The 24,532-nt window shown below is 73.2% G+C and carries 18 protein-coding genes; 7 read left to right on the forward strand and 11 right to left on the reverse strand.

Annotated features, from left to right (window positions below):
• Nucleotides 1-21: 21 nt before the first annotated feature.
• The 5 genes from AB0O29_RS16110 to AB0O29_RS16130 form a co-directional block, all read right to left on the reverse strand.
• Complete coding sequence (locus AB0O29_RS16110) at nucleotides 22-2,781, reverse strand: (2Fe-2S)-binding protein (protein ID WP_365152013.1); 2,760 nt, start codon at nucleotides 2,779-2,781, stop codon at nucleotides 22-24.
• Nucleotides 2,778-3,617, reverse strand: a complete 840-nt coding sequence (locus tag AB0O29_RS16115; RefSeq protein ID WP_365152044.1) for an FAD binding domain-containing protein — start codon at nucleotides 3,615-3,617, stop codon at nucleotides 2,778-2,780. The genes AB0O29_RS16110 and AB0O29_RS16115 overlap by 4 nt, the downstream gene beginning before the upstream one ends.
• A gap of 516 nt (nucleotides 3,618-4,133) precedes the next feature.
• A complete protein-coding gene (locus AB0O29_RS16120; RefSeq protein WP_365152015.1) occupies nucleotides 4,134-5,756 on the reverse strand; it encodes a beta-N-acetylhexosaminidase in 1,623 nt (540 codons plus the stop codon).
• Nucleotides 5,757-5,916: 160 nt separating this feature from the next.
• On the reverse strand, nucleotides 5,917-6,201 hold the full coding sequence (locus tag AB0O29_RS16125; protein ID WP_045947038.1) for a DUF3039 domain-containing protein: 285 nt from the start codon (nucleotides 6,199-6,201) through the stop codon (nucleotides 5,917-5,919).
• A 28-nt stretch (nucleotides 6,202-6,229) separates the two neighbouring features.
• A complete protein-coding gene (locus AB0O29_RS16130) occupies nucleotides 6,230-6,790 on the reverse strand; it encodes a YqgE/AlgH family protein (RefSeq protein ID WP_045947037.1) in 561 nt (186 codons plus the stop codon).
• Nucleotides 6,791-7,052: 262 nt separating this feature from the next.
• Between AB0O29_RS16130 and murA the strand changes: the two genes are divergently transcribed.
• Nucleotides 7,053-8,390 carry a UDP-N-acetylglucosamine 1-carboxyvinyltransferase gene (gene murA, locus AB0O29_RS16135; RefSeq protein ID WP_365152018.1) on the forward strand — a complete coding sequence of 446 codons (1,338 nt, stop codon included), beginning with the start codon at nucleotides 7,053-7,055 and terminating at the stop codon, nucleotides 8,388-8,390.
• A gap of 169 nt (nucleotides 8,391-8,559) precedes the next feature.
• Here the strand turns inward: murA and AB0O29_RS16140 are convergent, their stop codons facing one another.
• From AB0O29_RS16140 to AB0O29_RS16150, 3 genes are all read right to left on the reverse strand, one after another.
• Nucleotides 8,560-8,841 (reverse strand): HU family DNA-binding protein, encoded by a 282-nt coding sequence (locus AB0O29_RS16140; RefSeq protein WP_007264399.1) that lies wholly within the window; start codon nucleotides 8,839-8,841, stop codon nucleotides 8,560-8,562.
• 308 nt (nucleotides 8,842-9,149) lie between these two features.
• Nucleotides 9,150-10,586 (reverse strand): NAD-dependent malic enzyme, encoded by a 1,437-nt coding sequence (locus AB0O29_RS16145; protein WP_365152020.1) that lies wholly within the window; start codon nucleotides 10,584-10,586, stop codon nucleotides 9,150-9,152.
• Between the two features lie 396 nt (nucleotides 10,587-10,982).
• Nucleotides 10,983-13,289, reverse strand: a complete 2,307-nt coding sequence (locus tag AB0O29_RS16150; protein ID WP_365152022.1) for a UvrD-helicase domain-containing protein — start codon at nucleotides 13,287-13,289, stop codon at nucleotides 10,983-10,985.
• A gap of 1,038 nt (nucleotides 13,290-14,327) precedes the next feature.
• Here AB0O29_RS16150 and AB0O29_RS16155 point away from each other — a divergent pair.
• The 4 genes from AB0O29_RS16155 to AB0O29_RS16170 all read left to right on the forward strand — a co-directional run bounded on the left by AB0O29_RS16155 (nucleotide 14,328) and on the right by AB0O29_RS16170 (nucleotide 19,103).
• Nucleotides 14,328-14,861 (forward strand): flavoprotein, encoded by a 534-nt coding sequence (locus AB0O29_RS16155; RefSeq protein WP_365152024.1) that lies wholly within the window; start codon nucleotides 14,328-14,330, stop codon nucleotides 14,859-14,861.
• Between the two features lie 782 nt (nucleotides 14,862-15,643).
• Nucleotides 15,644-17,560, forward strand: a complete 1,917-nt coding sequence (pknB, locus tag AB0O29_RS16160) for a Stk1 family PASTA domain-containing Ser/Thr kinase (protein WP_365152026.1) — start codon at nucleotides 15,644-15,646, stop codon at nucleotides 17,558-17,560.
• Between the two features lie 6 nt (nucleotides 17,561-17,566).
• Nucleotides 17,567-18,427: a deoxyribonuclease IV gene (locus AB0O29_RS16165; RefSeq protein WP_365152028.1), complete on the forward strand. Its 861-nt coding sequence runs from the start codon at nucleotides 17,567-17,569 to the stop codon at nucleotides 18,425-18,427.
• Between the two features lie 103 nt (nucleotides 18,428-18,530).
• Complete coding sequence (locus tag AB0O29_RS16170) at nucleotides 18,531-19,103, forward strand: DUF4396 domain-containing protein (protein WP_365152030.1); 573 nt, start codon at nucleotides 18,531-18,533, stop codon at nucleotides 19,101-19,103.
• A gap of 7 nt (nucleotides 19,104-19,110) precedes the next feature.
• Here AB0O29_RS16170 and AB0O29_RS16175 read toward each other — a convergent pair whose 3' ends face one another.
• The gene (locus tag AB0O29_RS16175; RefSeq protein WP_365152032.1) at nucleotides 19,111-19,743 is read right to left on the reverse strand and encodes a sulfite oxidase-like oxidoreductase; all 633 of its coding nucleotides are present in this window, start codon (nucleotides 19,741-19,743) and stop codon (nucleotides 19,111-19,113) included.
• A 173-nt stretch (nucleotides 19,744-19,916) separates the two neighbouring features.
• Between AB0O29_RS16175 and bfr the strand changes: the two genes are divergently transcribed.
• Complete coding sequence (gene bfr, locus AB0O29_RS16180; protein WP_365152034.1) at nucleotides 19,917-20,393, forward strand: bacterioferritin; 477 nt, start codon at nucleotides 19,917-19,919, stop codon at nucleotides 20,391-20,393.
• Between the two features lie 34 nt (nucleotides 20,394-20,427).
• Here bfr and AB0O29_RS16185 read toward each other — a convergent pair whose 3' ends face one another.
• Together AB0O29_RS16185 and AB0O29_RS16190 are read right to left on the reverse strand one after the other, a co-directional pair.
• The gene (locus AB0O29_RS16185; RefSeq protein WP_365152036.1) at nucleotides 20,428-20,673 is read right to left on the reverse strand and encodes a (2Fe-2S)-binding protein; all 246 of its coding nucleotides are present in this window, start codon (nucleotides 20,671-20,673) and stop codon (nucleotides 20,428-20,430) included.
• A 163-nt stretch (nucleotides 20,674-20,836) separates the two neighbouring features.
• Entirely contained in the window at nucleotides 20,837-22,192 is a 1,356-nt protein-coding gene (locus tag AB0O29_RS16190; protein ID WP_365152038.1) for a class II 3-deoxy-7-phosphoheptulonate synthase, read from the reverse strand.
• 349 nt (nucleotides 22,193-22,541) lie between these two features.
• On the opposite strand from AB0O29_RS16190, the gene AB0O29_RS16195 reads away from it, so the two are divergent.
• Nucleotides 22,542-24,443 carry an anthranilate synthase family protein gene (locus tag AB0O29_RS16195; protein ID WP_365152040.1) on the forward strand — a complete coding sequence of 634 codons (1,902 nt, stop codon included), beginning with the start codon at nucleotides 22,542-22,544 and terminating at the stop codon, nucleotides 24,441-24,443.
• Nucleotides 24,444-24,532 lie beyond the last annotated feature (89 nt).

Raw genomic sequence — 24,532 nt, forward strand, 5'->3', positions numbered from 1 at the left:
CCGTGGCCGCGTCCTGCCCGCTCACGCCATGCCTCCGTTGTGGTGGATCCCGTCGAATCCGCTGGTGCCGCCGTGAGTGCCGCCCTGGGGCCCGCCGTGGGGCCCGCCGTGGGTGCCGTCGTACCCGTGCGGGCCGGGGGTCGGGCCGCCGGGCGCGCCCGGGATGCCCGGGGTGCCGGCTCCGTCGAGGGTGCCGAACGCGTCGAAGCCGCCCGCCGCGGGGGCCGCGCCGGACACGTCGAAGCCGTTGCCGCCCAGCGTCCCGGTCGGGCCGGGGGTCGCCGCACCGGACGGGTCGAAGCCGTTGCCGCCGAACATCCCGTCCGGGGACGGGGACGGGGAGGTGGCCTGGGCCTGGGCCTGGCCCGCCGCGTCGAACGCGCCCGCCACCTCGAAGCCGTTGCCGCCGAGCGTCCCGGTCGGGCCGGGGGCCGCCCCGCCGGACACGTCGAAGCCGTTGCCGCCGAGGGTGCCGTTCGGGCCGGGCGCCGCCGCGTCGAAACCGCCCGCCGCGTCGAAGCCGTTGCCGCCCAGCGTGCCGTTCGGGCCGGGCACGGGCGCGCCGGACGGGTCGAAGCCGTTCAGGCCGAACAACCCGTCCGGGGAGGGGGCCTGGGCCGCGGCGTCGAAGCCGTTGCCGTTGCCGCCCAGCGTCCCGCCAGGGCCCGCAGCCGACGCGTCGAAGCCGTGGCCGCCGAAGGCAGTGGGGTCGAAGGCGTGGACGCCGCCCTCGCCCGGCTGCGCCTGGTGCGGGATGAGCGGTTCCGCGGGGGTCTCCGCCGCCTGGGCGGCGGTGGTCTCGCGCTCCGCGATGACCTCGCGGACCGCCTCGATGACCCCCTTGTAGCCGGAGCAGCGGCAGAGGTTGCCGCACAGCGCCTGCCGGGTCTCCAGCTCGCTGGGGGCGTGGTTGCCCTCCAGCAGGTCATGGATGGTCATGGCCATGCCGGGCACGCAGAACCCGCACTGCACCCCGCCCGACCTGCACAACGCCTGCTGTACGTCCGAGAGTTCCCCGCCCTGGGCGAGCCCCTCCACCGTGCGGACCTCGGAGCCGGCCGCCGTCGCCGCCGGGACCAGGCAGGAGGCGACGAGCCGCCCGTCGACCTGGACCGCGCAGGCCCCGCACTCACCCTGCGAGCAGCCGTCCTTGGCGCCGGCCAGGCCGAGCCGCTCGCGCAGCACGTAGAGCAGGGACTCGCCGATCCAGGCGCCGGTGACGGGCCGGTCGGCGCCGTTGACGCGCAGGACGTACGAAGCCGCGGGGTGCTCGTGCTGGGCGACGGCGGGGTGCCGTTCCTCCCCGTACGCCGCCTCCCCGAGCGGGAATTCCCCGGTGTCGTGGGCGGCCGGTGCCACCACCGCGTCGCCGGCGGTGTCCTCATCCGGCACCGGCGCGGCCTCCGCTCCGGCCGGGGCCCCGGGCCCCTCCCCGAAGCCGTGCGCGTGCGCCTCGCCCGGCACCGCGGCGGGGGCGGGCCCCTCCTCCGGTGCGGCGTCGGCGCCCTCGGCCTCCGCCTCCGCCGGACGCGGCCGCTCGTCCCCGGCCGGGGGCTGCGCCGGGCCGTGGCCGTGCGAGGCCTCGATGTCCGGGGCGGCCTCCAGAGCCGTCTCGGGCTCCGGCCCGGCCTGGTGGTAGCCCTCGGGCAGCGGGGTCCCGACCCCGGGCCCGCCCAGCACCCTCGGCCCGCGCCCCGTCGGCCCGGCCGCCGCGCCGTGGGCCCCCGGGACACCCTCGCCCGGCAGCACGCCGGAGCTCAGCAGCCCCTCGGGCACGGCCGAGGCTCCGGCCCCGGCCGGCGCCTCGGGCGCGGCCCAGGGGGCCTGGGACGCACCCGGAGCCTCCCCCGGGGCCCCGCCCCAGCCCGAGTCGTGGGCGCCGGTCCGGAACTCGCCGGTCCCACCGAGCCCGTCCCGACCGAGCCCGCCCTGGCCAAGCCCGTCACCGCCGAGCCCGCCCTGCCCGAGCCCGTCACCACCGAGCCCGTCCCGACCGAGCCCGCCCTGCCCGAGCCCCTCACCGCCGAGCCCGTCACCGCCAAACCCGTCACCGCCGACGCCACCCGCACCCGCGCCTGCGGCAGCGCCGCCCGTCAGGTCGGCCGGCAGCGTCCAGTGCCCGGTCGCCGAGGGGTCCTCGTCCCGGTGCAGCGCGTCCGGGAACTGCCACTCGGCCGTCGCCCCCATGTCCGTGCCCGCGCGCGGGTCGCCGTACTGCGCGTCGGCGTACTGCTGCGCGTGCTGCTGCTGCGCGGCCCCATGCGCGCCCGCCTGGGAGGCGAGGTGGGGGCCCGGCTGCGCCGCCGCGTGGGAGGCGTCCGGCTGCGCGCCGCCGTGGAACTCCGCCTGACCCTCCGGCTCGGCCGCCGCGAAGGCGGCCGCCACCGAGGCCGGGAGCGGGATGGACGCCGGAATCGGCGCGCGGGCCGGCCCCGGGTCGGCGGGGGCCTGCGCCGGCGCCCCGCCCGCCTCGGGCCACTGGACCGGCATCGTCCAGGTCCCGGTGGCGCTGGGGTCCGTACTGCCGGACGAACCCAGCGGCATGATCATCGGGGGCGGCACGAACCCGTGCCCGGGCGCCGCCAGGGGCTCCCCGGAGTCGAGCGCGTCCAGCATGTCCTGCGGCAGCTGCACGAAGGCCGTGGCGTCGGAGTCGTAGTCGCCGCCCTGCGGCACCGGCTCCCAGCCCCAGCCGGCCCCTGCGGCCGCGTCCGCGCCGCCGCCGTTCCCCGTGTGCCCCGTGTCCCCGGTCGTTCCGCTCACGTTCTCGTTCTCACTCATGAGGTCAGCGCCCTCCCCAGGGCCCTGCGCGCCAGCACGGCGACGGTCCGCCGCAGATGCAGTACTCCGGCGGAGACCTGCTGCCCCTGGTCGGGCACGCACGCCGCCGCCACGTACTCGCCGAAGGCCTCCAGGGCCTCCGGAGCCAGAGTGCGGTCCCCGTCCCAGTCGATCAGCGAGGCCACCCACTGCTCGGCCTCCAGCGGCCGCAGCGGCATCGGGGCCACCGCGCCGATCGCACACCGCACGCCCCGGCGCGCAGGGTCCAGCACGAGCCCCACGGAGGCCACCGCGCGCCCCGGCCCCGTACGGCCCGTGGCCTTCAGGAACACCTGCGGGGCGTGCAGCAGCGGAACCCGCACGAAGCCGATCAGCTCGCCCGGGTGCAGCATGTCGCGCCCGGCGAGCAGGTGGGAGACGGGGATCTCGCGCTGCGAGCCGCCGGGTCCGACGATGACCAGCACCGCCTCCAGCGCCGCCAGCACGGGCAGCGCGTCACCGGTCGGCGCGGCCGTCGCGATGTTGCCGCCGAGGGTGCCCGCGTTGCGGATCTGCGGCGGGCCGGCCGCGCGCGCGGCCGCGGCGAGCGCCGGGATCAGAGCGGCGAAATCCGGCCGCCCCATCCGGGCGTGCGTCAGACCGGCGCCGAGCAGCGCGTGCCCGTCCTGGTACTGCCAGCCGCGGATCTCGCTGATCCGCCCGAGTCCCACCAGCGCGGCGGGCCGCAGCAGTCCGGCGTTGACGGCGGCCATGAGGTCGGTGCCGCCGGCCACCGGGACGGCAGCGGGCATGGCTGCGAGCGCCGCGACGGCCTCGTCGAGCGAGGCCGGCAGCATCACGGACTGCGCCGCCTGCCCCGGCGACGCGTGCGGGGTGTGCGGCCCCTGAGCCGAATGCGGTGTGTGCGGTGCGTGCGTGGTCAACCCAGCTGCCCCTTCCCGATGTCCCGGTCCCGGCGCTCACGCCTGTCCGCCGTACGGTACGTGCTCACCGCCGGGACGTGGCAACTCTGGCACATCTTCGGGACCGCCCGGCGCGAGGGTCTCCCGCGTAACGGCGGCCCGGCCCGCCCGGCGGCGGAGGCGGGCCGGCCGGGACGCCTCCCGTGCGCCCGCCGGCCGCGCCCCCCTCACCTCCGCCCGAGCCCCCGGCCGGTGCCCGCCCGGGGCCCGCCCGGGGGCCGGGGACGCCCCGCGGACCCGGCCCGTGCCGCTCTCGTACCGACCCGACCCGAACGTCCGTTTTCCCCCGGATCCGCCTTGTTCGAGCGACAGTTCCAAAGGTTCCCGAAGAGTTCCGCTTCCGGTCGCCGGAGGCCCCGGCGCGGCCGGGCGGGCCCGCGCGCCCCCGGGTCACACGATCGGAGGCGCGCCCTCGATCGGCCGTCCCGGCACCCCCGGCCGCCGCTGCCACGGAAGCGGCCCGCCCGGTGGCCGGTATTCGACCCCGAGGGCGTCCAGCCGCGCCAGGTGGGCCGGCACACGGCCCTCGAAGTGCTCCCAGTCACGGGATTCCGGTTCCGGCATCCACGACCACACCACCTCCGCGAAGGCGGCCAGCCGGGGGAACACCTGGTAGTCGACCCGCCCCTGGTGCTCCATCACCTCGGTCCACACGTTGGCCTGCGCGCCCAGCACCCGCGCGGCGGCCTCCGCCGACAGCTTGGGCGGCACCGGCTCGAACCGGTAGACGTCCTCCAGCGAGCGGACGTACCCGATGGGCATCGGCTCGTCGGGGCCGTCCGCCTGACGGTGGTCCAGGTACACCTGCTGCTCGGGGCACATCACCACGTCGTGCCCGGCCTCGGCGGCGGCGATGCCGCCCGCGTAGCCGCGCCAGGAGGAGACGGCCGCCCCGTCGGCGAGCCCGCCCTCCAGGATCTCGTCCCAGCCGATGAGCCGGCGGCCCCGGTCGGCGAGCCAGCGGTCGAAGTGCCGGATGAACCAGGACTGGAGGCCGTCCTCCCCGTCCACGCCCAGATCCCGGATCCGCGCCTGCGCCGTCGCCGAGGCCCGCCACTGGGCCTTCGGGCACTCGTCGCCGCCGACGTGCACGAAGGGCGAGACCTCGGGCGGGAACAGCTCCAGCAGCTCCTCGAAGACCCCTTCGTAGAACCGCAGGACCTCCTCGGTCGGGGCGAGCACGTTCTCGCTGATGCCCCAGTCGTCCCACACCCCCAGCGCGGCGGTGTCGACGACGTCGGTGTTGCCCAGCCCGGGGTAGGCGGCGATCGCGGCCTGGGAGTGCCCGGGGATGTCGATCTCGGGGACGATCCGCACGTGCCGCTCGGCCGCGTACGCGACGATCTCGCGGATGTCGTCCTGGGTGTAGAAACCGCCGTGCGGGGTCTCGTTCCACAGCGGGGACGCCCGGTGCCCCCACCGGCTGCGGGCCCGCCAGGAGCCCGCCTCGGTGAGGCGGGGGTGGCGCCGGATCTCGATCCGCCAGCCCTGGTCGTCCGTCAGGTGCAGGTGGAGCACGTTGAGCTTGTGCGCGGCCATCAGGTCGATGTAGCGCAGCACCCCGTCCTTGGGCATGAAGTGCCGGGCCACGTCCAGCATCAGCCCGCGCCAGCCGAAGCGGGGGTGGTCGGCGACGCGGGCGTACGGCAGGTCCCAGGTCCGCCCGGGCCGCAGCGGGGCCCGCCGGTGGGCGTCGGGGCCGAGGAGCTGACGCAGCGTCTGGGCGGCCCAGAACAGCCCGGCCGGGTCCGCGCCGGTCAGCTCGACGCCGTCGGCGCCGACCTCCAGCCGGTACGCCTCGGGCCCCAGCCCCGCCGGCTCCAGCCGCAGCCGTACGTCACCCGGCGCGCCGGACGGCAGCGCCCATCCGGTGGCGCCCCCGACCTCCCGGCGCAGCCAGCGCGCGACCCCCTCGCAGCCCGGCCCGGCGTCGAGCACCGGCTCCGGGCCGAAGACGTAGCGCCGGCCCTCCTCGTCGGGAACGGCCACCCGGGGTACGGGGATCAGGTCCATGCGTCAGCCCCTCACAGCACAGCACTCGTGGCGCCGACCCTAACCCCGCCGCCACGCCCGGCAAAGGGCTCCGGGAGCGAAAGGTACGGACCACGGGGAAGGCCCCCGGGTGCGCACCTGCGTGCGCGCCCGGGGGCCTTCCCGGCGGGAGCCGGACGGGTTACTTGTCCTTGCCGCCCTTGTCCTTGTCGCCGCCCGCGCCCATGGAGTCGTAGATCTCCTTGCACATGGGGCAGACCGGGTACTTCTTCGGGTCGCGGCCCGGCACCCAGACCTTGCCGCAGAGCGCGACGACGGGGGTCCCGTCGAGGGCGCTCGCCATGATCTTGTCCTTCTGGACGTAGTGGGCGAAGCGCTCGTGGTCGCCGTCGCCGTGGGACACCACGGGCGTCGGCTCTACGAGGGTCCCCGTACCAGTCCCGCGATCGGGCTCGAGAGTGCTCATAAATCCAGGGTACTGAACGCCGCCCGGGTCAGTTCAGCGACGGGTCGTCCAGATAGGTGGCGACCATCGCGAGCTCGCTGCGCTGCCGGCGCAGCACCGCCCGCCACAGCCGTTCGGGGTCGGGGAAGGAGACGTCGCCGGGCTCGGAGTCCACGACGTACCAGGCGCCGTCGCCCAGCTCGTCCTCCAGCTGGCCGGGCCCCCAGCCGGAGTAGCCGGCGAAGATGCGCAGGCCCCCCAGGGCCGCGGCGAGCAGTTCCGGCGGGGCCTCCAGGTCGACCAGGCCGATGGCCCCGTGCACCCGGCGCCACCCGAGGGGGCCCTCCTCGCCCGGTATCACCGCCACGCCCAGCGCCGAGTCGAGGGCGACCGGCCCGCCCTGGAACACCACGCCCGGGTCGCCGGCCAGCGGGGCCCAAGGCAGCAGGATGTCGCGGACGTCCACGGGGGTGGGCCGGTTGAGGACCACGCCGAGGGAGCCCTGCTCGTCGTGGTCGAGCAGCAGCACCACCGCGCGGTCGAAGTTCGGGTCCGCGAGGGCGGGGGTGGCCACGAGCAGCCGCCCTGTGAGGGAGGACACCTCGGTCATGGGCACATGATCTCGCACATTCGCCCTTCGGGGGGAGCGGGCGGCGGGATCGGATCACGCGCAGCTCAGGGCGCACGGCTGCAGACGGGAGCGCGCGCCGCCGCACGCGCCGGAACGCCACACTCCGCTACCTGGCGGACACCGTAAGTGGTGTACCGAATTCATGACAGTCCTACGGCCCCGTCAGCCATACAAACATGGGGGTGGTGGCCCTTACCCTTACCACTGGTCCCCTGCCCATCCACTCCGGAACGCGAGATCCATGACCGGCAACGATGTCCTGCTTGTCCACGGCGGAACCCCGCTCGAGGGCGAGATCCGTGTCCGCGGTGCGAAGAACCTCGTGCCGAAGGCCATGGTGGCCGCCCTGCTCGGCAGTGAGCCGAGCCGGCTGCGCAATGTTCCCGACATCCGTGACGTGCGGGTCGTGCGCGGTCTGCTCCAGCTGCACGGCGTGACCGTGCGTCCCGGCGAGGAGCCGGGCGAGCTGGTCCTCGACCCCACCCACGTCGAGAGCGCGAACGTCGCCGACATCGACGCGCACGCGGGTTCCTCCCGCATCCCGATCCTCTTCTGCGGCCCGCTGCTGCACCGCCTCGGCCACGCCTTCATCCCGGGCCTGGGCGGCTGCGACATCGGCGGCCGGCCGATCGACTTCCACTTCGACGTGCTCCGCCAGTTCGGCGCGACCATCGAGAAGCGCGAGGGCGGCCAGTACCTGGAGGCCCCGCAGCGCCTTCGCGGCTGCAAGATCCGCCTGCCCTACCCGTCGGTCGGCTCGACCGAGCAGGTCCTGCTGACGGCCGTGCTGGCCGAGGGCGTGACCGAGCTCAGCAACGCCGCCGTCGAGCCCGAGATCGAGGACCTCATCTGCGTGCTGCAGAAGATGGGCGCGATCATCTCGATGGACACCGACCGGACCATCCGGATCACCGGTGTCGACCGCCTGAGCGGCTACAACCACAAGGCGCTCCCGGACCGCCTGGAGGCGGCGTCCTGGGCCTCCGCGGCCCTGGCGACCGGCGGCAACATCTACGTCCGCGGGGCGCAGCAGCGCTCGATGATGACCTTCCTGAACACCTTCCGGAAGGTCGGCGGCGCCTTCGAGATCGACGACGAGGGCATCCGCTTCTGGCACCCGGGCGGCCCGCTCAACGCGATCGCGCTGGAGACGGACGTCCACCCCGGTTTCCAGACCGACTGGCAGCAGCCGCTGGTCGTGGCCCTGACGCAGGCCTCGGGCCTGTCGATCGTCCACGAGACGGTCTACGAGTCCCGCCTCGGCTTCACCTCGGCGCTCAACCAGATGGGTGCGCACATCCAGCTGTACCGCGAGTGCCTGGGCGGCAGCGCCTGCCGCTTCGGCCAGCGCAACTTCCTGCACTCGGCGGTCGTCTCCGGCCCCACCAAGCTGCAGGGCGCCGACCTGGTCATCCCCGACCTGCGCGGCGGGTTCTCGTACCTGATCGCGGCGCTGGCGGCCGAGGGCACCTCGCGCGTCCACGGGATCGACCTGATCAACCGCGGCTACGAGAACTTCATGGACAAGCTCCAGGAGCTCGGCGCGAAGGTCGAGCTCCCCAACGGCGACCTGGTCTGACGACCGCCGTCCGGATCTTCCCCCTCCCGGGGCCCGCAAGGCCCCTGGGAGGGCCTGGAGGGCCCGGGAAAGGCCTGAGGGCGGCCACCCCACCGGGGTGGCCGCCCTCGGCCGTTCTACGTACTACTGCCGTCCCGAGGGCCTGTGCGGCCCTCGGCACAAGGGCGTACTACTTGCCCTTGGCGGCTTCCTTGAGCTTGGAGCCCGCGGAGACCTTCACGCTGTAGCCGGCCGGGATCTGGATGGGGTCGCCGGTCTGCGGGTTGCGCGCGGTGCGAGCGGCACGGTGGGTGCGCTCGAAGGTCAGGAAGCCGGGGATGGTGACCTTCTCGTCGCCCTTGGCGACGATCTCGCCGACGGTCTCGGCGAGCGCGGCCAGAACGGCGTCGGCGTCCTTGCGGGTCACCTCGGCGCGCTCGGACAGAGCGGCCACCAGCTCACTGCGGTTCATGTTGTACTCCCGTGTTCAACTTGCCTTAGAGGCGTGAGATCGAAGCCGATGCTGCCAGGGCCCTAGGACAGTCCCCGGACCCGGGTCTGAACGTCAGACCCTCTCGCCCGGTTACGCATCCTGCCCCCACCAGCGGCGGGAAAGCCAATCCGGCACCCGCCAGGGTCACACGAAAAGCGCCACAGTCACGCCGCAGTGACGCTCCGTCGCACCCGAGGCTCCGATGCCGATGCGGACCGCGCACAGCGCGGGCATCCCCGCAACCCTAGAGGCGCCCCGGCGGGCCCGCATCCCGCGACGCGCCGGGATCAGGCCGTGGGACCCGTCACAGCGGCCTTCTCGGCACCGGCCTGGGCGGCCTTGCGGACGGCGCCGGCGACGGCGCCCGCGACCTTGTCGTTGAAGACGGACGGGATGATGTAGTTCGCGTTCAGCTCGTCCTGGCCGACGACGTCGGCGAGGGCGGTGGCGGCGGCCAGCATCATGTCGGTGTTCACGGTCCGGGACTGGGCGTCCAGGAGGCCGCGGAAGACGCCGGGGAAGACGAGCACGTTGTTGATCTGGTTCGGGAAGTCCGAGCGGCCGGTGGCCACGACGGCGGCGGTCTGGCGGGCGACGGCCGGGTCCACCTCGGGGTCCGGGTTCGCGAGCGCGAACACGATGGCCCCTTCGGCCATGGCGGCGACGTCCTCGCCGGAGAGCACGTTCGGGGCGGAGACGCCGATGAAGACGTCGGCGCCGACCACGGCCTCCTTGAGGGTGCCGGTGTAGCCCTCGGGGTTGGTGTTGTCGGCGATCCAGCGCAGCGGGGAGTCCGGCGCGGCGTCCACCAGGTCGGGGCGGCCGGCGTGCACGACGCCGTGGATGTCGGCGCTGACGGCGTTCTTCACGCCGGCGGCGAGGAGCAGCTTGAGGATGGCCGTACCGGCGGCGCCGGCGCCCGACATGACGACCTTGACGTCCTCAACTGCCTTGCCCACGACGCGCAGTGCGTTGGTGAGGGCGGCGAGGACGACGATGGCGGTGCCGTGCTGGTCGTCGTGGAAGACGGGGATGTCGAGGGCCTCGCGCAGCCGGGCCTCGATCTCGAAGCAGCGGGGCGCGGAGATGTCCTCCAGGTTGATGCCCGCGAAGCCGGGGGCGATGGCCTTGACGATGGCGACGATTTCGTCGGAGTCCTGGGTGTCCAGGCAGATCGGCCACGCGTCGATGCCCGCGAAGCGCTTGAAGAGGGCGGCCTTGCCCTCCATGACGGGCAGCGCGGCCATCGGGCCGATGTTGCCCAGACCGAGGACGGCGGAGCCGTCGGTCACGACTGCGACGGAGTTGCGCTTGATGGTCAGGCGGCGCGCGTCCTCGGGGTTCTCCGCGATGGCCGTGCACACGCGGGCGACGCCCGGGGTGTAGATCATCGAGAGGTCGTCGCGGTTGCGGATGGGGTGCTTGGACGACATCTCGATCTTGCCGCCGAGGTGCATCAGGAAGGTTCGGTCGGAGACCTTCCCGAGGCTGACGCCCTCGATGCCGCGCAGCTTCTCGACGATCTCGTCCGCGTGGGCGGTCGAGGTGGCGGCGATGGTGACGTCGATACGGAGCTTCTCGTGGCCGGATGCGGTCACGTCGAGGCCGGTGACCGAGCCTCCGGAAGACTCCACGGCGGTGGTGAGCTGGGAGACCGCGGTTCCGCTCGCGGGCACTTCCAGGCGGACCGTCATCGAATACGAGACGCTGGGCGCCGTTGCCATGGCCGTGTTCCTCTTCTGTCCCTGGTTCTTCTGTACACACAGGGCCCCGTCACACGGCAGGTGTGGCAGGACCTGTTGTCCGATCGTCCCACCTACCAGCCGGTACAAGGTAACCAGCTACAAATTTCGGAAGAACACTTCCACCATACGAGAGAACTCTGGGTGTTGGAATGGTGGGTACACACAAAACAGGTCCGCGCCCCCCACAGCGTGGAAGGCGCGGACCTGGTGTTCCGACTAAGACACCGACCCGCCATGCTCGCCTCGCGGCAAGTGGTCGCTCTAAGCGACGAAGGTTGGGCCCGGGGGCTTGGATCGAGCCGGTGTCGTAACCAGGCTAACAAAGGATCGCCGGAAGCGATCCCCCCTCCCGCGAGTTGGACACCGCCGTCACGCTCATGGCCGCAGCAGCTCCGGCACCCCGGCCCCGTCCGGCTTGTCGGCCCCGGCCGACACCACCGTCAGCTGCTGCGTCGCACGCGTCAGCGCCACGTACAGCACCCGCAGGCCCGCCGGGGACTCCGCCGCGATCTCCGCCGGGGAGACCACCACCGTGGCGTCGTACTCCAGCCCCTTCGCCTCCAGGCTGCCCAGCGCCACCGCCCGCTCGCCCAGATCGGCGAGCCAGCCCGCCGCCTCGGCCCGCCGGTCCATCGCCACGACCACGCCGACCGTGCCGTCCACCTGCTCCAGCAGCCGCCGGGTCTCCTCCCTCACCGCCGCCCCGAGGTCCTCTCCGGCGGTCGTGAAGCGCGGCTCCAGGCCCGTGGAGCGCACCGCCGTCGGCGGCTCCATCCCGGGCATCGCCAGCTCCAGCACCCGCGCCGCCACCTCGGCCACCTCGGCCGGGTTGCGGTAGTTCACCGTCAGCGTGAACCGCCGGCGCGGCCGGGAGCCCAGCGCCTCGTCCCGCGCGGCGGCCGCCTCGCCCGGATCCGTCCACGAGGACTGCGCCGGGTCCCCGACCACCGTCCAGGTACCCGTACGGCCGCGCCGGCCCACCATCCGCCACTGCATCGGCGTCAGGTCCTGCGCCTCGTCCACGATCACGTGCGCGTACTCGGTGCGCTCCGCCGCGATCCGCTCCGCCCGCTCCCAGGTGGTCTCCTCCCGGGTCGGCATCAGCTCCTCCAGCCCGCTGAGCTGGTCCAGCGGGTCCATCTCCCGCCTGCGCTTCGGCCGCGCGGGCGCGCCCAGCAGCTGCTGGAGCTCGTCGAGCAGCGCCACGTCGTGCACCGAGAGCGGACCCGAACCGTCCGCGCCGACCCGGCGCAGCGAACGCGCCAGCTGACGGGTCTCGCGCGGGTTCAGCTCCCGGCGCGCCCAGCGGCCCAGGCGCCGCTCGTCGGCCATCGCGGCCAGCACCCGGCGCGGGGTGAGCTCCGGCCACCAGGCGTTCAGGAAGCCGAGGAAGTCGTCCTCGGTGGAGATGTCCTCGTCGAAGGCGCTGCGCAGCTCGGCGGCCAGCTCCGGGTCGCTGTGCCGGCCGTTCGCACCGGTCTTCGCGTACAGGGCGTCCAGGAGCAGCTTGCGGGCGCGCGGGCGCAGCAGGTTCACGGGGGCGGTGCCGCCGAGGATGCCCTGCCGGATCCGGTTCAGCTCCGGCGCCTCCAGCTCGACCCGGCGGCCGAAGGCCACCACGCGCAGCCGCTCGGGGGCGTTGCCCAGCTCCAGGGCGCCGCGCACCGCCTTGCGGAGCACCTTGAGCATGCGCGACGAGCCCTTGATCCGGGCCACGGCGGGTTCGTCGTACGTGGTCGCCTCGGCGCCGTCGACGAGGGAGCCGAGCGCCCGGATCGCGACCTGGCCCTCCTCGCCGAGCGAGGGCAGGACGCCCTCGGTGTAGGCGACGAGCAGCGGCGTCGGCGAGACGATCAGGATGCCGCCGGAGTAGCGGCGGCGGTCCTGGTACAGCAGGTAGGCGGCCCGGTGCAGGGCGACGGCGGTCTTGCCGGTGCCCGGCCCGCCCGCGACCTCCGCGACGGAGGCGGCGGGGGCGCGGATGACCAGGTCCTGCTCGGCCTGGATGGACGAGACGATGTCCCGCATGGAGTGCGTACGGGCCCGCCCGAGGGCGGCCATCAGCGCGCCGTCGCCGATGGCGGGCAGCTCCCGGCCGTCGAGGCTGGCGGTGATCTCGGGACGCATCAGGTCGTCCTCGACGCCGAGCACCTTGCGGCCCTTGGAACGGATCACCCGGCGGCGGATGACCCGGCCGGGGTCCTTGGGCGTCGAACGGTAGAACGGCGCGGCGGCCGGGGCGCGCCAGTCGATGACGAGCGGCGCGTAGTCGCTGTCGAGCACGCCGATCCGTCCGATGTGCAGCGTCTCGGCGATGTCGGCGGTGAGGTCGGGCCGGATCGCGTCCTCGGCGGGCTGGACCGAGGTGTAGGCGCCGTCGGGCCCCCGCTCGCCGTCCTTGCCGAGGACGAGGTCGATCCGCCCGAAGAGGAAGTCCTCGAACTCGTTGTTCAGCCGGTTGAGGTGGATCCCGGCACGGAACACCTGCGCGTCCCGCTCCGCGAGCGCACCGGGCGTCCCGACCTGGCCGCGCTTGGCGGCGTCGTTCATGAGGAACTCGGCCTCGTGGATCTTCTCCTCAAGGCGCCGGTACACCCGATCGAGATGCGTCTGCTCGACCGCGATCTCCCGATCGCGGACGGAATCCGCCGTGCTGTCGACAGCGGCATTCTGCGCGGCCACCAAGGCCCCCTTCTTACGTGCATGGGCGACCGTCAACCGTACGCGAATCAGCCCCCACTCCGCACGCCAGGTCCGCGCGCCGGGACACGGAGTGGTCGTTTCGTACGAGACACGGCGGCCCGGGGCCCCCACCCCCGCGAGCCGCCGGGGGCCGGGCGGCGGCTGCCCACCCGCCGGTGCGGGGTGACCGCGGGGCGGAGGCGGCACGGTGCGGCGGGGTGCCGGCAGGCCGCTCACGGCGCGGGCCCGCTATCTCCCCCGCGAGGGGTCGGTGGCGGGTCGGTGGCTGCCCACCCGCCTCCCCGTCTGCGGGGCGGTGGGTGGGGGGCGGTGTCCCGCCGGGCGGTAGCGGAAAGCCGGGCGGCACCGGGGGTGTCGGGGTTCCGGCGGGACGACCTCAGAGAAGGGCTGGGGCTTTCCCGTCAGTCCCACTGTCCTTCCAGTCCGGGCCGGCCTGTCAAGGGCGCTCCTTCGTCGCGTCGCTACGCGATCGCCTACGGCGACCCTTGACAGACCGACCCGAACCGGAAAGACAAGGACTGCCGGGAAACCCCCAAAAGGACGGCACGGGTCATGGTCATGCAATCGGCGGGATCAGCGATGAGCCGGGCAGGCCGGGCCCCGGCAGACCGGGCATCCGGCCCCCGAAAGCACCAAACGGCAATCCGGGCCAGCCCACGCACCAGATCGCTACGCGCTCCTCCCGTCTCAGCGTCCGCCGCCCGCCTGGGGCCGCTACCCGCACGAAACGCCAACCGGTTCGTCATCGGGGCCGGTGGGCGCAACTGATCGCTACGCGCTTCTCGTCGCTTGGCGTCCGCCGCCCGCCTGGGGCCGTTACCCCCGCCAAAGGCCGATGGGATGGGCATCCGGGGCCGGCGGGCGCGTCAGATCGCTACGCGCTCCTCTCATCTCGGCGTCCGACGGCGGTCCAGGGCTGGTGCCTGTGCGGGAGGTCGGCCCGGCCGCTCCGCAGAGCACTCAAGGCCCGGATTCGTCCCCGACTCCGCCGAAGCGGGGTTGCATAGGCTCGGCGCCATGACGACGAGGACGCTCTACCTGTTCTGCTCGGCAGCGCCGCCCGTGTTCGACGTGGCCCACGTGATCGAGGAAGCCCAGGCACGTGGCTGGGACGTCTGCCTCGGGCTCACCCCGGCGGCCGCCGAATGGCTGGAGGAGAGCCTCGCCGGGCTGGAGGCGCTCACCGGCCACCCCGTCCGCCACCGCTACAAGCGACCCGGCCAGCCGGACGTCTGGCCACCGGCCGACGCCGTCCTCGTCGCCCCGGCCACCACGAACACGATCAACCGCTGGGCCCTGGGCATCACCGACAGCTTCGTCGTCGGCTTCATCGCCGAAGCACTCGGCAAGGACATCCCCCTGACGCTGATGCCGTGCGTCAACGCCGCCTACGCCCAACACCCGCAGCTCCCCCTCTCCCTGGAAACACTGCGCACCGCCGGTGTGCACGTCCTGTTCGGAGAGAACGGCTTCCAGCCGAACCCACCGGGCGAAAAGCGCCCGTACCCATGGCCCGTGGCACTCGACGCCTTGGAAGCCGTCGACCGCTGAGCCCCAGCGCCCGATGTCCTCACCACGACCAGCCCCAGACCGCCTGCGGACGCCGTGACGAGGGCAGCGCGTAGCGATCTGACGCGCCGACCGGACCGACATGCTGCTCTGATTGGCATTTCGTGCAGGTAGCAGCCCCAGGCGGCCGCCGGACGCCGAGATGAGAGAAGCGCGTAGCGATCTGTGGCGCCCACCGGCCTCCGATGACGAACCGGTTGGCGTTTCGTGCAGCCAGCGGGCACAGACGGGCGGCGGACGCTGAGAAAAGAGAAGCGCGTAGCGATCTGGCGCGGGCCGGGGCTCCGTTCACGCGGCCAGGGGGCCGGATGCCCGGTCTGCCGGCCCCTGGCCCCGCCTCGCATCGCTGATCCCGCCGTATGTCCAAGGAACGTCCGTCCCGTTCCTTTGGGGGGTTCCCGGCAGTCCTTGTCTTTCCGGTTCGGGTCGGTCTGTCAAGGGTCGCCGCAGGCGATCGCGTAGCGACGCGACGAAGGAGCGCCCTTGACAGGCCGGCCCGGACCGGAAGGACAGTGGGACTGGCGGGAAACCCCCAGCCCTCCCTGAGACCGCCCCGCCCGAGTCCCGCCCTCCCCCGGTGCCGGTTCGCTGTTCAGTGCCGACCCGGCCGGGTCCCGCCGCGCGGCGGGTGGGCGAACGCCGCCCCGCCCCCGGCCCCTCGCGGGGGAGATGGCGGGCCCGCGCCGTGCGCCCCACGTCACAGCTGCGCTGCAAGGCGTGGACGCCCCGGACGGGGGTGGTGGGGGTCCTCGTAGAATCGCCGGGTGGATACGACCCTGGATGACCCCCTCGTCGGGCGCGTGCTCGACGGCCGCTACCGCGTCGACGCCCGTATCGCCGCAGGCGGCATGGCGACGGTCTACCGGGCGCTCGACACCCGCCTCGACCGCGTGCTCGCGCTGAAGATCATGCACCCGGACCTGGCCGCCGACGCGGCCTTCGTCGACCGGTTCATCCGTGAGGCGAAGTCCGTGGCGCGCCTCGCGCACCCCAACGTGGTCGCCGTCTTCGACCAGGGGACCGACGGCCCCTACACGTACCTCGCCATGGAGTACGTGTCCGGCTGCACCCTGCGCGACGTCCTGCGCGAGCGCGGCGCGCTCCAGCCGCGGGCCGCCCTCGACGTCCTCGAACCGGTGCTCGCCGCCCTCGGGACCGCCCACCGGGCCGGCTTCGTCCACCGGGACATCAAGCCCGAGAACGTCCTGATCGGCGACGACGGGCGGGTCAAGGTCGCCGACTTCGGCCTGGTCCGCTCCGTGGACGCCGCCACCCAGACCACCGGCTCCGTCCTCGGCACCGTCTCCTACCTCGCCCCCGAGCAGATCACGGACGGGGTCTACGACGCCCGCGTGGACGTCTACGCCTGCGGCGTCGTGCTGTACGAGATGCTCACCGGCTCCAAGCCGCACACCGGCGGCACCCCCGCCCAGGTGCTGTTCCAGCACCTCAACGAGGACGTCCCGCCCCCGTCGGCGGTCGTCCCCGGGCTGCCCGCCGCCCTCGACGAGCTCGTCTCCCGGGCCACGGCCCGCACCCCCGACCTGCGCCCCGCCGACGCCGCCGCCCTGCTGGGGGTGGCCCGCGAGGCGCGGGCGCGGGTCGGCGAGGCCGAGCTGGACGCCGTACCGCCGCAGGCGCGGGCCGCCGAGCGGTCCTCCGCCGAGGACCGCACCGGCGTGATCCCGCGTCCGCTGGCGGGGCCGGAGGCGCAGGAGCCCGTCCTGCACCACACCTCCCGCCTGGAACGGCCGTACGTTCCCGCGCCCGCGCCCCAGGCTCCGCCGCGCCGGCAGCGCCGGGGCATAGTCCTCGTGGTCGCCGGGGTCCTGCTCGCCCTGGGTCTGGGCGCCGGCGTCTGGTACATCAACGCCGGGCAGTTCACCAAGGTCCCCAACCTCCTCGGCAAGACGGAGGAGCAGGCCAGGACGGAGCTCTCCGCCGCCGGTCTCGGCGTGAAGAAGGTGGACCGGAAGTTCAGCGAGGCCTTCGACCGAGGGACGGTCATGAACTCCGACCCCGCGGGCGGCAAGAAGATCCGCGGCAACGGCGCGGTGACCCTCACGGTGTCCCGCGGTCCCGAGCTGGTCAGCGTGCCCGACCTCAAGGGCCGGCCGCTGGAGGACGCAAAGGCGGAGCTGACGAAGGCGGGGCTGGCCCCGGGCATCGTCACCCAGACCTTCAGCCAGGACGTGGCCCAGGGCTCGGTGGTCTCCACCGACCCGGCCGGCGGCCAGAAGCGGGCACCGGACACCGCCGTCGCCCTCCAGGTGAGCAAGGGCCGCCCGGTCCCCGTCCCGAACGTCACCGGCCAGCCGGCCGACCAGGCGCGCGCCGCGCTGGAGGCCCTCGGCCTGAAGGTGGCGACGGCCCCCGACCAGGTCAACGCCCCTTCCCCGGCCGGCACGGTCGCCAACCAGTCGGTCGGCGCCGGCGCCCAGGCGGCCGCCGGGGACACCGTCACCCTGACCCTCTCCAAGGGCCCGCGCCCCGTCCCGGTCCCGAACGTGGCCGGTCAGGACGTGGACACGGCCCGCAAGACGCTGGAGGCGCTGGGCTTCAAGGTGAAGGTGGAGCGCCCGTTCCTCTCCTTCAGCAGCACGGTGGACACCCAGTCGGTGCCCGCCGGACAGAGCGTCCCCGAGGGCAGCACGATCACCATCAAGACCAAGGGGCTCTGAGCACCGTTGTCACGCAATCCCGTGGGCGGGCACGTGCCCGTCGCCGGCGGGCTGGCCTCGGTCGGCCTGACCTACGCCCGTGAGATGGGCGCCGAGGCCGTCCAGGTCTTCGTCGCCAACCCGCGCGGCTGGGCCACCCCGACCGGGAACCCGGCGCAGGACGAGCTGTTCCGCGCGCAGTGCGCGGAGGAGTCGATCCCGGCGTACGTGCACGCCCCGTACCTGATCAACTTCGGCTCCCACACCGAGGCGACCGTCGAGAAGTCGGTGGAGTCCCTGCGGCACTCGCTGCGCCGGGCCCGGGAGATCGGGGCGCTCGGGGTGGTCGTGCACACCGGCTCGGCGACCGGGGGCCGCCCGCGCGAGTCGGCGTACGCGCAGGTCAGGGAGTACATGTTGCCGCTGCTCGACGAGCTGACGCACGAGGACGACCCCTTCCTGCTGCTGGAGTCCACGGCCGGGCAGGGTTCCTCGCTCTGTTCGCGGACCTGGGACTTCGGCCCGTACTTCGAGGCCCTCGACCACCACGAGAAGCTGGGCATCTGCCTGGACACCTGCCACATCTTCGCGGCGGGCCACGACCTGGCCGAGCCTGGCGGCACCAAGCAGACGCTGGACCTGGTGGTGGACACGGTCGGCGCGGGCCGGCTCAAGCTGATCCACGCCAACGACTCCAAGGAGGGCGTCGGCGCCCACAAGGACCGGCACGCCAACATCGGCCAGGGCCACATCGGCCGGGAGGCCTTCGCCGAGCTGTTCTCGCACCCGGAGATGGACGGCGTCCCGCTGATCATCGAGACCCCGGGCGGCAAGGAGGGCCACGCGGCGGACGTCGCCCTGCTCAAGGAGCTCCGCGACCTGCACTGACCGCTCCGAAATTCCTTGAGGAATACCCCTGGGGGGTATACGGTTCCACCAGTCGGCGGGACCGCCACCCGGCGTTCCGCCAGACCTTCAGGGGGTAGTCGTCATGGAGCAGTCGCACGCACACCACGAACATCACGGGCACGAGCACGGGCACGAGCAGCAGCACGAGCAGCACCAGAACCACGAGCAGCACGCCGAGCACGGCCACCACGCGGACCACTCCGCCCACGCCCCCGGCCCGGTCGGGTGGGGGATGGCGGCCAAGGCGACGCTGCACTGCCTCACCGGCTGCGCCATCGGCGAGGTGCTCGGCATGATCGTCGGCACCGCCCTGGGCTGGGGGAACCTCCCGACGATGGTCCTGGCGATCGTCCTCGCGTTCTTCTTCGGCTACGCCCTCACCCTGCGCGGGATCCTGTCCGCCGGCGTGGACCTCCGTTCGGCCGTCCGGGTGGCGCTGGCCGCGGACACCCTTTCGATCGCCGTCATGGAGCTGATCGACAACGGGGTCATCGCGGTGTGGCCGGGCGCCATGGACGCCCAGCTCTCCGAGGCGCTGTTCTGGATCGCCCTGGCGATCTCGCTGGCGCTCGCCTTCGTCGTGACCACCCCGGTCAACAAGTGGATGATCGGCCGCGGCAAGGGCCACGCCGTCGTCCACCAGTACCACCACTAAGGAGCCGTCAGAGCTCCGGACCGTCCCCCGGCCCCTCCTGGTACGAGTAGCGCTGCTCGCGCCAGGGGTCGCCGATGTTGTGGTAGCCGCGCTCCTCCCAGAAGCCGCGGCGGTCGGCGGTCATGTACTCGATGCCGCGGACCCACTTGGGGCCCTTCCAGGCGTACAGGTGCGGGACCACCAGGCGCAGCGGGAAGCCGTGTTCGGCCGTCAGCGGCTCGCCGCCCATGTGGGTGGCGAAGACGGTCCGGTCCGAGGCGAAGTCCTCCAGCCGCAGGTTGGAGCTGAATCCGTACTCGGCCCACACCATCACGTGCGTGACCTGCGGGGCCGGCGGGGCCAGGGCGAGGACGTCGCGGGCCAGCACGCCGCCCCATTCGGCGCCCTGCATGCTGAACTTGGTGACGCAGTGCAGGTCGGCCACCACCGAGTTGAACGGCAGCGCCGCGAACTCCTCGTGGTTCCAGCAGTGCTTCTCGCCGTCGGCCGTCGCGCCGAAGACGCGGAACTCCCAGCGGTCCGGCTTGAACTTGGGCACGGGACCGTAGTGGGTGACGGGCCAGCCCCTCTGCAACCGCTGCCCCGGAGGCAGCTCCAGCTGCTCTGCTCCCGGAGATTCCCGGCTTTCCGGCTGACCCATACCTCCATGGTGACAGACGTGGCGGGGTGGTCACGACCAGGTACGAGCCGAAACGGGCAAGTCCCGGCAACTCCCACTAAGGAGGCACTTACTGGACGACCCCGTACGGCGGTGCAAAGATGCGCGCACCTGCCCAGTCACCTAGCTGACATTGCTTGGAAGGAGCCTCTGCGATGCAGGGCGACCCCGAGGTCCTCGAGTTTCTGAACGAGCAGCTGACCGGCGAGCTCACGGCCATCAACCAGTACTGGCTGCACTACCGCATCCAGGACAACAAGGGGTGGACGAAGCTCGCCAAGTACACGCGTGAAGAGTCCATCGACGAGATGAAGCACGCGGACAAGCTCACCGAGCGCATCCTGATGCTCGACGGGCTGCCCAATTACCAGCGCCTCTTCCACGTGCGCGTGGGACAGACGATCACCGAGATGTTCCAGGCGGACCGGCAGGTCGAGGTCGAGGCGATCGACCGCCTCAGGCGCGGCATCGAGGTCATGCGCGGCAAGGGCGACGTGACGTCCGCGCGCCTCTTCGAGGAGATCCTGGAGGACGAGGAGCACCACATCGACTACCTCGACACCCAGCTGGAGCTGATCGAGTCCCTCGGTGAGGCGCTGTACATCGCGCAGCTCATCGAGCAGCCGAGCTGAGGCCCCGGGCCTAGTGCCGGGCCTAGCCCCGGACCTAGGCGGCTTCGACCAGCCGCGGCGCCGGGTCGGCGGCCAGGACGGCGGCCGCCTCGCCCTTCTCCAGCAGTTCCCGGCGCGGGCACGCGCCGCGGCCCAGGAGGCCCTGGATGGTCCGCACGCAGGAGCCGCAGTCGGTGCCGGCCTTGGTGGCCGAGGCGATCTGGCGGGGGGTGCAGGCCCCGGCGGCCGCGTGGTCCTTGACCTGCTTGTCGGTGATCCCGAAGCAAGAGCAGACGTACACGCGGTTCACCTCCCTGAGCGGAATGGTTCTTGCAGCCATCCCCGGTGCGGTGAGGCTTACCTAACCGTACCCAAAGTTAGGTAAGCCTAAAAGGCCCGGAGACGCGGATGGGGCGCGGATCACATCGATCCGCGCCCCGTCCTCACGTGCTGCCACCTACCGCCTACTGGTCGCGGTACATCTCCGCCACCAGGAACGCCAGGTCCAGGGACTGGCTGCGGTTGAGGCGCGGGTCGCAGGCCGTCTCGTAGCGCTGGTGCAGGTCGTCGACGAAGATCTCGTCGCCGCCGCCCACGCACTCGGTGACGTCGTCACCGGTGAGCTCGACGTGGATGCCGCCCGGGTGGGTGCCCAGCGCCTTGTGGACCTCGAAGAAGCCCTTGACCTCGTCCAGGACGTCGTCGAAACGGCGCGTCTTGTGGCCGGAGGCCGCCTCGAAGGTGTTGCCGTGCATCGGGTCGGTGACCCAGGCGACGGTCGCACCGGACGCGGTGACCTTCTCGACCAGCTCGGGGAGCTTGTCGCGGACCTTGTCGGCGCCCATGCGGACGACGAAGGTCAGCCGGCCCGGCTCGCGGTCCGGGTCCAGGCGGTCGATGTACGTCAGCGCCTCGTCCACCGTGGTGGTGGGGCCGAGCTTGATGCCGATCGGGTTGGCGATCTGCGCGCAGAACTCGATGTGCGCGTGGTCCAGCTGGCGGGTGCGCTCACCGATCCAGACCATGTGGCCGGAGGTGTCGTACAGCTTGCCGGTGCGGGAGTCCGTACGGGTGAGGGCGCCCTCGTAGTCGAGCAGCAGGGCCTCGTGCGAGGAGTAGAACTCCACGGCCTTGAACTCGGCCGGGTCGGTGCCGCAGGCCTTCATGAAGTTCAGCGCGTTGTCGATCTCCCGCGCGAGCTGCTCGTAGCGCTGCCCGGACGGGGAGGACTTCACGAAGTCCTGGTTCCAGGCGTGCACCTGGCGCAGGTCGGCGTAGCCGCCGGTGGTGAAGGCGCGCACCAGGTTCAGCGTCGAGGCCGACGCGTGGTACATGCGCTTCAGGCGCTCCGGGTCCGGGACGCGGGCCTCTTCGGTGAAGGCGAAGCCGTTGACCGAGTCGCCGCGGTACGTCGGCAGGGTCACGCCGTCGCGGGTCTCGGTGTCCTTGGAGCGGGGCTTGGAGTACTGGCCCGCGATGCGGCCGACCTTCACGACGGGCACGGAGGCCGCGTACGTCAGGACGGCGCTCATCTGGAGCAGGGTCTTCAGCTTGGCGCGGATGTGGTCGGCGGAGACGGCGTCGAAGGCCTCGGCGCAGTCGCCGCCCTGCAGCAGGAACGCCTCGCCCTTGGCGACGGCTCCCAGACGGGCGCGCAGCTGGTCGCACTCGCCCGCGAAGACGAGCGGAGGATACGACTCGAGGTCCGCGACGACAGCGCGCAGGGCCTCGGCATCGGGGTACGAAGGCTGCTGCGCCGCGGGAAGGTCTCGCCAGGTCGCCTTGGCGGCGAGGGCGTGGGTTTCAGCGTTCACGGTCACCTCGTACACATTACGGCGTCATTCGCCGTGTCCGGCCGGACGCCCACCTGGTGAGACGGTGTCGTTCCAAGGTCCACGGAGCCCAGATGAACGGAATTCAAGGTTCATCCGGCGGGAAAGGCGGGATGCGGCGGGATGCGGCGGACGGGGGCCCTCGTGGGCTAGGGTGCCTCCCATGTACGCGCTCTCCCTGCAGAACTGGTGGTGGTCCGCTCCCGGCGGCCCACCCCTCGTGCGTACCCACTGACACGAGCGACGCGAAGGCCGCCCCGAGGGGCGGCCTTCCGCGTGCTCAGGCAGGCGGCGGCCGTCCCTCCTCCCGACACCCCACCGGAAGGACGCCCGCCCCATGCCCCAGTCCGACTTCTCCCTCACCCGGCTCCTGGACGACTCCGCCCCGCCCTTCGCGCTGCTGCGCCGGCGCACCCCGGGCCGGGACCACGACACCGTCGAGGTGCTCCTCGGCCCGGTCCACGAGGCCGAGCGCCTGGCCGACCTGCCCGTCCGCGAGCTGCCCACCCTCGCGCTGGTCCCCTTCCGCCAGATCCGCGAGCGCGGTTTCGACGTCCGCGACGACGGCACCCCGCTGAGCGTGCTGGCGGCCGAGGAAGCGTACGAGATCCCGCTCGCCGAGGCCCTGGCCGCCCTGCCCGGGCACGCCGTACGGGTCGACGACGGCCGCTTCGACGTCGCGGACGAGGATTACGCGGCCACCGTCGAGCGGGTGATCCGCGACGAGATCGGCCGCGGCGAGGGCGCGAACTTCGTGATCCGGCGGACCTACGGCGGCCGGATCGACGGCTTCGGCCGGGCCGACGCCCTGGCCCTGTTCCGGCGGCTGCTGGAGGGCGAGCGGGGCGCGTACTGGACGTACGTGGTCCACACCCCGGACCGCACCCTGGTCGGGGCCAGCCCCGAGGTGCACGTCCGCATGACGGGCGGCACGGTCGTCATGAACCCCATCAGCGGCACCTACCGCCACCCGGCCGGCGGGCCGACCGCCGAGTCCCTCCTCGCCTTCCTCGGCGACCGCAAGGAGACCGAGGAGCTGTCGATGGTGGTCGACGAGGAACTGAAGATGATGTGCACGGTCGGCGACATGGGCGGCACCGTCGTCGGCCCCCGGCTGCGCGAGATGGCCCACCTCGCGCACACCGAGTACGAGCTGCGCGGCCGCTCCTCCCTGGACGTCCGGGAGGTGCTGCGGGAGACCATGTTCGCGGCGACGGTGACGGGCTCGCCGGTGCAGAACGCCTGCCGCGTGATCGAACGGTACGAGCACGGGGGCCGCGGCTACTACGCGGGCGCGCTCGCCCTCCTGGGCCTGGACGCGTCCGGCGCCCAGACCCTGGACTCCCCGATCCTGATCCGCACCGCCGACATCGCCCCGGACGGGACGCTGCGGGTGCCGGTCGGCGCCACCCTGGTCCGCCACTCGGACCCGCGCGGCGAGGTGGCGGAGACCCACGCCAAGGCCGCCGGGGTACTGGCCGCCCTGGGCGTGCGCGAGGCCGCGCCCCGGCCGGCCGCCTCCGGCGCGGCCCGGCTGGCGGACGACCCCCGGGTCCAGGCGGCGCTGGCCTCGCGGCGGGCGGACCTGGCGCCGTTCTGGCTGCGGATGCAGGAGCCGATGCCCGCGGTCGCCGGGCACGCGCTGGTGGTGGACGGCGAGGACACCTTCACGGCGATGCTGGCGCACGTGCTGCGGGCGGCGGGCCTGGCCGTGACGGTACGCCGCTTCGACGCGCCGGGGCTGCGGGAGGAGGCGCTGGCCTGGGACGGCCCGATCGTGCTGGGCCCGGGCCCGGGCGACCCCTCCGACGCGGCGGACCCGAAGATGCGGATGCTGCGCGGGCTGGCGGGCGAGCTGCTCGCCTCCCACCGGGGCGGGCTGCTCGGGGTCTGCCTGGGGCACGAGCTGCTGGCGGCGGAGATCGGCCTCCCCCTCGTCCGCAAGGCGGAGCCGGCGCAGGGGGCGCAGGTGCGGATCGACTTCTTCGGCGTACCGGAGGTCGTCGGCTTCTACAACACGTACACCGCCGCCTGTGACGCGGAGGCGGAGGCGGAGCTGGCGGCGCACGGGGTGGAGGTCTCCCGGGACCCCGTCACGGACGAGGTCCACGCGGTCCGCTGCGCGGCGCGCGGCTTCGCGGGCGTCCAGTTCCACCCGGAGTCGGTGCTCACCCTGCGCGGGGCGCGGCTGGTCTGCGACCTGCTCCGCACCTTGGTCCCGGCGGGGCGGGGCGCGTAGCGGGGGGCGCGTAGCGGGGGATGGGCCCTGCGGGGCCGGTCCCCTACCCGCCCTTCCACCGTTCCCCGGGGCTCCGCCCCGGACCCCGC

The sequence above is a fragment of the Streptomyces sp. NPDC089915 genome (assembly GCF_040684675.1).
GTDB lineage: Bacteria > Actinomycetota > Actinomycetes > Streptomycetales > Streptomycetaceae > Streptomyces.

Excerpts from the sequence above, each read along its gene's own strand:
- AB0O29_RS16155 (WP_365152024.1), top strand. The coding sequence starts at position 14,328 with ATGACGACGAGGACGCTCTACCTGTTCTGCTCGGCAGCGCCGCCCGTG.
- murA (WP_365152018.1), top strand. The coding sequence starts at position 7,053 with ATGACCGGCAACGATGTCCTGCTTGTCCACGGCGGAACCCCGCTCGAG.
- AB0O29_RS16175 (WP_365152032.1), bottom strand. The coding sequence starts at position 19,743 with ATGGGTCAGCCGGAAAGCCGGGAATCTCCGGGAGCAGAGCAGCTGGAG.
- AB0O29_RS16130 (WP_045947037.1), bottom strand. The coding sequence starts at position 6,790 with ATGACCGAGGTGTCCTCCCTCACAGGGCGGCTGCTCGTGGCCACCCCC.
- AB0O29_RS16125 (WP_045947038.1), bottom strand. The coding sequence starts at position 6,201 with ATGAGCACTCTCGAGCCCGATCGCGGGACTGGTACGGGGACCCTCGTA.
- bfr (WP_365152034.1), top strand. The coding sequence starts at position 19,917 with ATGCAGGGCGACCCCGAGGTCCTCGAGTTTCTGAACGAGCAGCTGACC.
- AB0O29_RS16115 (WP_365152044.1), bottom strand. The coding sequence starts at position 3,617 with ATGCTGCCGGCCTCGCTCGACGAGGCCGTCGCGGCGCTCGCAGCCATG.
- AB0O29_RS16195 (WP_365152040.1), top strand. The coding sequence starts at position 22,542 with ATGCCCCAGTCCGACTTCTCCCTCACCCGGCTCCTGGACGACTCCGCC.
- AB0O29_RS16170 (WP_365152030.1), top strand. The coding sequence starts at position 18,531 with ATGGAGCAGTCGCACGCACACCACGAACATCACGGGCACGAGCACGGG.
- AB0O29_RS16110 (WP_365152013.1), bottom strand. The coding sequence starts at position 2,781 with ATGAGTGAGAACGAGAACGTGAGCGGAACGACCGGGGACACGGGGCAC.
- AB0O29_RS16140 (WP_007264399.1), bottom strand. The coding sequence starts at position 8,841 with ATGAACCGCAGTGAGCTGGTGGCCGCTCTGTCCGAGCGCGCCGAGGTG.
- AB0O29_RS16145 (WP_365152020.1), bottom strand. The coding sequence starts at position 10,586 with ATGGCAACGGCGCCCAGCGTCTCGTATTCGATGACGGTCCGCCTGGAA.
- AB0O29_RS16120 (WP_365152015.1), bottom strand. The coding sequence starts at position 5,756 with ATGGACCTGATCCCCGTACCCCGGGTGGCCGTTCCCGACGAGGAGGGC.